Here is a 6298-nt window from a genome sequence, read left to right on the forward strand (position 1 = left end):
CGAAGTCAGCTCAAAACATGTTTTTGAGGTTGCAGATGGAAGTTGACGTGGTTTGAAGAGATTTTCGAAGAGTATAAATAGTAAACAAAAAGGAGCGCTGAGCTCCTTTTCTTTGTAATTATAAGGTTTTCTCTTGTTCTCTCACCACCAGCAAATCGACCTTAGCATGGCGGAGGATGTATTCAGATGAAGAGCCGACCAAGAGGCGTTCAAAGGCGTTGAGACCGGTTGCGCCAAGGAGGATGAGGTCCACTTCTTCAGTATCGGGAATAGTACGTGCCAGTAGGGTCTTTGGATTTCCCATTTCAATGACGATATGAACATCTGCCATACCAGCATCTTTAGCACGTTTTTCGTACTCTTTCATCAGACTTTCAGCGTCGACTTGGAGTTGTTCGTAAACTTCAGCATCAAAGGTGGATACGCTTTGGAGAGCGCGTGTGTCAATGACATGGGCGATGGTGAGTTTAGCGTCATTTCGTAGAGCAGAATGAACTCCCTTGACAAAAGCCAAGTCTGCTTCCTTAGAACCATCGATTGCGACCATGATATTTTGGTAACGTTGTGCCATAATGAAACCTCCTGAAATTTTCTTACTACAATTGTAAACCTTTTCACTATAGAAGTAAAGCAAAAAAAGTATTTTTCAAAAAATGTTAGCGCTTGACATATGTATGTGTATATGTTAAAATATATAAAAAAGAGTGAGAGTAAAGATAGAATAGATTGGAGAGGAGTGGTTATGAAAAACTCTTTTCAAGAATCAAAAAAAATAAATTTCCTTTATTATGGAATCATCTTAGCTTCGGTCTTGGTAGAAGTGATCATGATCTGGCAATTAGATAGGTTGATTCCGCTTCTTTATCCAGGTTTTGTTGGCTTTTTAGTCTTTCATTTACTCTACCATTTGGTATTATTCCTAGTCGCTAAAAGAAGTGGTCGCTGGGATTACTTGATGATATGGGGGCTTTTCCTCATGTTCAATCTTCTCTATGACTCCTTTTTAGGCTTGCTTTTTCTAGGTTTATCTTTTGGTATGTAGAAATTAGTTGAGGTGTTGATATGAGATGTTCTAAATATATAATTACAATGATGTTTGTATTGTTTACTTTTGGAATGGTTATTCCTGTTGTAGCTCAGGAAAATTCCAATAATATAGATCAATCAATTACTATTTTGAAAAAATACACTGAATTAGATGAATCGAATATTCCTTTTATTCGGACGGATATTATGGAAGAACAGAATGAAAATAAAGAAACAATAACTCTTGCAGAAATGGTGAATGAACTCGCTATAAGTTATAAAAATCAGAAGCTATCTCATAATAAAGTAATAAAAAGAATAAGAAGAGGTTTGATTCCTACTTATGGTAATTGGTGTGGTCCAGGTCATACAATGGATGATAGAAATGGGAATGCAATTGATATTTTAGACTGGGCATGTAAAGATCACGATATTTGTTATAGAGATAATGGATATTGGAATATTGATTGTGATAAACGATTTATCAAACAGTTAAAAGCTATTCTTGATAGTGACGTATTATCTCCAGATGGGAGATTATATGCATCTGCAGCCTATACCTTATTTTCTACTATAAGAAATTATGGTGGATAGTTATTCTCTTTAAACTCTCCTCTATTTCCTCGCTTTTAGCGAGGGTTTTCTTCTATATAAATCTAGTAACAGCTTCCAGCAAACTTGTCGCATTCTTTTTCTAGTGGTATAATGTTACTAGTCTGATGAATGGAGGAAACAAGATGAAAGAATATAACAAGTCTAGTAAGTTAGAGCATGTTGCTTATGATATCCGTGGTCCGGTTTTGGAAGAAGCCATGCGGATGCGAGCAAATGGAGAAAAGATTTTGCGTCTGAACACAGGAAATCCAGCAGAATTTGGTTTTACAGCGCCAGACGAAGTCATCCATGACTTGATTATGAATGCGCGTGATAGTGAAGGCTATTCTGACTCCAAAGGGATTTTCTCAGCCCGTAAGGCCATCATGCAGTACTGCCAACTGAAGAAATTCCCCAATGTGGCTATAGATGATATTTACCTTGGAAATGGTGTCAGTGAGTTGATTGTCATGTCCATGCAGGGGCTTTTGGACAATGGAGATGAGGTCTTGGTGCCTATGCCCGACTATCCTCTCTGGACAGCGGCTGTCAGCCTAGCTGGGGGAAATGCCGTTCACTATATCTGTGATGAAGCTGCAGAATGGTACCCTGATATTGCGGATATCAAGTCAAAAATCACTTCCAATACCAAGGCAATCGTCCTTATCAATCCAAACAACCCAACTGGAGCCCTTTATCCGAAGGAACTCTTGCTGGAGATTATTGAGATTGCCCGTCAAAACGACTTGATCATCTTTGCGGATGAGATCTATGATCGCATGGTCATGGATGGGCATGTGCATACGCCTGTGGCGAGTCTGGCACCGGATCTCTTCTGTGTCAGCATGAATGGTCTGTCAAAATCGCATCGTATCGCTGGTTTCCGTGTGGGTTGGATGGTCCTGTCTGGCCCTAAGACTCATGTTAAGGGCTATATCGAAGGGCTCAATATGCTGTCCAATATGCGCCTTTGCTCTAACGTTTTGGCCCAACAAGTCGTCCAAACCTCCTTAGGTGGTCACCAATCAGTCGATGAATTGCTCCTTCCTGGTGGACGGATTTATGAACAAAGAAACTTCATCTACCATGCCATTCAAGAGATTCCAGGTTTATCTGCGGTTAAACCCAAGGCGGGTCTCTATATCTTCCCCAAAATCGACCGCAATATGTACCGTATCGATGATGATGAGCAGTTTGTCCTTGATTTCTTGAAGCAGGAAAAGGTGCTCTTGGTTCATGGTCGCGGTTTTAACTGGCAGGAACCAGACCACTTCCGTATTGTTTACCTTCCTCGTGTCGAGGAACTAGCCCAAATCCAAGAAAAGATGACTCGTTTCTTAAAACAGTATCGCAGATAGGGCTTACATGAGAAAAAAGCTGGAAACATTTGCCTAGAGCTATTGACAAAAGTGACAGAATCAGATAGAATGGTAAAGTATGTTTAGTAACTGATCACTTTATAGCCGGCTAAACGAATACAAAATCTATGAGGAGGTATTCATCGTGAAACGTACTTATCAACCAAGTAAACTTCGTCGTGCGCGCAAACACGGATTCCGTAACCGTATGTCAACTAAAAACGGTCGTCGCGTATTGGCAGCTCGTCGTCGTAAAGGACGCAACGTTTTGGCTGCCTAGTCCAAACCACGGAGAAGGAAAGTCAGTAGGAACTCGAGTCTACTGGCTTTTATTGTGCTTAAAAATAGGGGCAAGAGTAGATGAGTCCGGTGTCAAAGATAGAGTAGCTGGAAGCTAGGAAAGTAGATAGCGACTGCTAAAACAGTTTTAGAAATTGCTTTGCATTTCCTAATCAATCTGTTGCGTTTTTATTTCCTTTCGCTATAGATCTGTCTGGTAAAGGAAGGGCTCGTCATAAGCTATAGTAGATTGAAACGAGAATAGGACACCTCTACTTCTAAAACATTGTTAGAAATCGATTTGACTGTCCTGATCGATTTGTCCTGTTCTTATTTCATTTCACTATAGTTGAACCATCTCATTTTTAGGAGGGCTGGATGGCTAACTTCCTTATAGAACTTTCAGTGAGATTCAGCGATGAAAAAAATGATAAAAGTGTCAGGGTAAGTGTTGACTAATTTTATCAAAGTGGTATAATGTAGCTGTGATAGCTGTGATAGCTGTGATAGCTGTGATAGCTGTGATAGCTGTGATATTATAGTTGCTTGAGGCTTAAGGGTGACCTAGTCTCATCTCCTATCATTTACTCACTAGTAAGAATCACGGTGCTGTTTCTAGCTTCACTCTCTGAAGGAGTGGGAGTTGGGAAACTTATTTTTTATTATATCATTAGTCTTCTAAGGAGGTAACATGGAAGATAAATCGAATTCACTCAGTAGGGTAAAGCGCCATCAACGTGAAAAAGTCTTGCGCTTCTCTATTCGTAAATATAGCTTTGGTGCAGCTTCTGTTGCGGTTGCGGCTCTTATGTTTATGGGGGCCAACGTTGTGAGTGCAGATAGCCCAAGCCAAAACACGTCGTCATCGACTACTGGTCTAGCTAGCCCGAAAGATGGGGAGCAGTTGTCTGAAGCAGGGCAGGCAAGGGATGAAAATCAAGCTGAAGTAGCCAGTGAGCCTTCAGCAAATAAGGAAGCTCAACCTGCTAAAGATAAAGCTACTAAAGTTGATAGCAGCCGCTTGCGCAAGCTAGTGGAAGAGGTAGATGCTCGTCTTTCTACCAACTCGAAGCACGATCCTTCAGTTGTAAGTCCTATTAAGGAGCGACTTCAAAAAGGGAAAGAATTACTAGATCGTACTGATGCAGGTCAAGGGGATCTTGATAGTCTTGCTGAGAAGTTGGAGAAGGACTTGGCAGTCTTATCAAGTTCTTCTAAAGAAGAAAGTCAGCCTCAGGGCAGCGAAGCAGCGGATAAGAGTTCTTCTTCTGAAAGGAGCGACCGTAAGGAGGAGGGTTCAGACAGGGCTGCCTCTGCATCTGTGCCAGAAGACAAACCTAGAAGAAGATCTAGGAGGGATTTGTCTACGCGTTCCGCCGCAGATAATGCAGATGTAGAAGGTGCTTTGTTGCGCCCTAAAGGCTACATATCCGAAGAAAAGTCTGTCGGTGGTACAACAGTTGATAATAAATCACGTACGATTGAAAAGACCTTTATGAGATCTAGATACAGTGTGGAAAATGGGCAAAAGTTCCTTACTTATGATGTGTATTTCCAAAATAATGGACATGCGCTTCCAGGTCAGACTAGACAAGCGTTCTGGTTCTATCCCCCACGTGATCTTTTGTATTCTAATAGTCAGTACCCTAAAGGTCCAATTTACGAAGCTTATTATGAACGGTATAAAAAGAATACAGCTGGGGAAACGCTACTCTCTCATAATCCTTCGGCTTTCGTTAAAAATGGTCAAACTTACCATGTTCCTTTAAATAATGGACATTATGAAGACGATGGTGGTAAACAAGCTTGGGGTACAAGCTATTCTCACTATCAGTTAACGGCTGGTCCAACTAGAGATAATCAACGTCAGGAAATGTTGAAAAACTTAGAACATAATCCTGAGTTGAATTCTATTATTAAACAAGGAAATAACTACCCAACCCTTTCCTATTCACATTTGTTAAGCATTTCGCATAATGAAGAGTATGCCTACAAGTATCATGTTAAATTACGATTGAGAGATAATGTCACTGAGGAGCAAGCAAAAAATGCTGGATCAATGGCTGTGACGACTAGTTCTGGGATTGCTTACAATGCGAAAGCGGCATATGTATATGCAGCGGCGGGGACACGCTTGGTTAGCAGCACAGACGCAGAAGCCTACCCTATCCAAGGTAGTTTACACACCAAAACGGTGGGAGATAGTCTTCCAAATTCAGATAATCCTGTAGGTGATAAGTATGTCACTTCAAAAAGTGGTAGAGAGTTCCCATCAGGAATGTCTTGGAGCTGGAAAGATAATCGTAAACCAAGTACAGCTCAAGCTGGCGTCTTTACTTATAAAGTAATTGCTAAGTATGGGGATGGTTCATCATCAGAAAATGCCAACTCAGGCTCAGACGGAACAGTTACATTAAACGTTAAACCTAAAAAACCGATTATTTCAGGCTTTGAGAATAAGAAAGGTCTCACTGGACAGCAACTTACAGTGAATGTGGGAGACGGAGTACCGGATGGCTCGATAGTGAAGCTTTATGATGGGGATAAAGTTATCGGAGAAGGTAGAACAAAAGGTAAAACTGCAGTGGTGACTGTCACAGACGCTTTACCTGGTTCTCCTATTACTGCTGAAACCATCGTTAAGAATGGTGGAGAGGTAAAATCAGACCGAAGTGATGCCGTAACACCGACCCCTCAACCAGATAACCAACCACCTACATTGACTGTTACACCAGAACGTCAAACAGTGAAAATTGGAGAAAATATTCGTATAACGCTTGATGCACAGGATGATACCAAGGTGAAATTGAATGTCGAGGATTTGTTGAATAAATATCCAAATCATTTGGCTCAAACATCGAATCCTAATCGTGAAGTTGATACTGATACACATAAGAAATATATATTTGATCTCGGTGCTGCAACAACAGCAGATCTTGGAGAAAAGACAATTACCTTTAAAGTGACCGATGATGCAGGACATACAACGAGCAAACAAGTAACTGTAAAAGTTGTACCAGCAACACCAGCCACACCAACGA

At 40.9% G+C, this 6298-nt stretch carries 6 protein-coding genes; 5 read left to right on the plus strand and 1 reads right to left on the minus strand.

All coding sequences use genetic code 11. The features are described 5' to 3' along the window. Positions 1–118: 118 nt before the first annotated feature. Positions 119–571: a universal stress protein gene (locus tag B4W83_RS05910; protein WP_000079153.1), complete on the minus strand. Its 453-nt coding sequence runs from the start codon at positions 569–571 to the stop codon at positions 119–121. A gap of 171 nt (positions 572–742) precedes the next feature. Here B4W83_RS05910 and B4W83_RS05915 point away from each other — a divergent pair, with 171 nt between their 5' ends. The 5 genes from B4W83_RS05915 to B4W83_RS05935 form a co-directional block, all read left to right on the plus strand. Then, a complete protein-coding gene (locus B4W83_RS05915; protein WP_000797852.1) occupies positions 743–1042 on the plus strand; it encodes a hypothetical protein in 300 nt (99 codons plus the stop codon). A gap of 47 nt (positions 1043–1089) precedes the next feature. After that, positions 1090–1620, plus strand: coding sequence for a phospholipase A2 family protein (locus B4W83_RS05920; protein ID WP_238375695.1), 531 nt, complete (start codon positions 1090–1092; stop codon positions 1618–1620). A 143-nt stretch (positions 1621–1763) separates the two neighbouring features. Beyond that, entirely contained in the window at positions 1764–2978 is a 1215-nt protein-coding gene (locus tag B4W83_RS05925) for a pyridoxal phosphate-dependent aminotransferase (protein WP_000666451.1), read from the plus strand. Positions 2979–3123: 145 nt separating this feature from the next. Beyond that, positions 3124–3258, plus strand: a complete 135-nt coding sequence (gene rpmH, locus B4W83_RS05930) for a 50S ribosomal protein L34 (protein WP_000831907.1) — start codon at positions 3124–3126, stop codon at positions 3256–3258. 690 nt (positions 3259–3948) lie between these two features. Next, positions 3949–6298, plus strand: a 2350-nt coding sequence (locus tag B4W83_RS05935) for a YSIRK-type signal peptide-containing protein (protein ID WP_142246433.1), incomplete at its 3' end; no start/stop codon positions are given.

The sequence above is a fragment of the Streptococcus pseudopneumoniae ATCC BAA-960 = CCUG 49455 genome (assembly GCF_002087075.1).
In the GTDB taxonomy this organism is placed as follows: Bacteria; Bacillota; Bacilli; order Lactobacillales; family Streptococcaceae; genus Streptococcus; species Streptococcus pseudopneumoniae.

Excerpts from the sequence above, each read along its gene's own strand:
- B4W83_RS05910 (WP_000079153.1), bottom strand. The coding sequence starts at position 571 with ATGGCACAACGTTACCAAAATATCATGGTCGCAATCGATGGTTCTAAG.
- B4W83_RS05915 (WP_000797852.1), top strand. The coding sequence starts at position 743 with ATGAAAAACTCTTTTCAAGAATCAAAAAAAATAAATTTCCTTTATTAT.
- B4W83_RS05920 (WP_238375695.1), top strand. The coding sequence starts at position 1,090 with ATGATGTTTGTATTGTTTACTTTTGGAATGGTTATTCCTGTTGTAGCT.
- B4W83_RS05925 (WP_000666451.1), top strand. The coding sequence starts at position 1,764 with ATGAAAGAATATAACAAGTCTAGTAAGTTAGAGCATGTTGCTTATGAT.